The 936-nt window shown below is 51.2% G+C and carries 1 protein-coding gene; it reads left to right on the top strand.

Translation table 11 applies throughout. The features are described from left to right. Positions 1–5 precede the first annotated feature (5 nt). Positions 6–936: polysaccharide biosynthesis/export family protein (locus ACTHUR_RS12355; RefSeq protein ID WP_440398771.1), on the top strand; the 931-nt coding region annotated here is incomplete at its 3' end.

The raw sequence follows: 936 nt of genomic DNA, 5'->3' as shown, positions 1-936 counted from the left end.
TCTCCCTGCTTGCTTTATTAGCACTAACTGCCTGTAACAGCACGACAGTTATTCCTGGTTCAACCATCAAAACCAGAACCAAAACAATTGTTTACACCGATACCGACACCGCAGCCGATACCAATCTCGACAGCCGCGTTGCCGTTTACCCCATCACACCCAACCTAATTGAAAAAATGCGCAAGCCGCCTGTACTTTCCCAAAACAACCAAGGTTTGGAGCAAAGCAAAAGTGCTTACCGCTACCGCATCGGCAGCGGCGACGTCCTCAATATCATGGTTTGGGCGCACTCCGACCTCAACTCCCCTATCCAGCAAAGCAACCCGCAAACCAACCAAGTCAGCCGCGGTGCCTGGGTAGATGAGGGCGGTTATATTACTTATCCATTGGCAGGCAAAATTCAAGCTAAAGGCAAAACTTTGGACGAATTGCAAAATACCCTGACCAGCCTTCTGAAACGCTACATCAAAAACCCTCAAGTAGCCATCAACGTTACCGAATTCCGTTCGCAACGCATTTCAGTATCCGGTGCTATCAACCAAGCAGGTCAGCAGCCGATTACCAATATCCCGATGACCATTTTGGATGCCATCAACCAAGCAGGCGGTGTCACCCAAAGTGCCGACACCCAACACATCAAATGGACGCACAACGGCGTCGACCGCACCATTTCCCTGCAAGACATGCTGCAATACGGCGATATGTCACAAAACCATCTTCTCAGCCATGGCGACATCGTTTACGTTCCTAACAGCAGCAACAACAAAATCTACATCATGGGCGAAGTCGGCAAACAAGCCACTCTGCCGATCGGCAATCACGGCCTCAACCTGACCCAAGCGCTCGGCGAAGTCGGCGGCATGAACCAAAACTATGCTGATGCAACCGGCGTATTCGTGATCCGCCGCGCACCAGAAGATGCGGCCAAACCTATCC

The organism is Neisseria sp. P0021.S007, assembly GCF_051956855.1.
The sequence above is the reverse complement of the archived record's forward strand: the minus strand, read 5'-3'. Positions and strand labels throughout refer to the sequence as shown.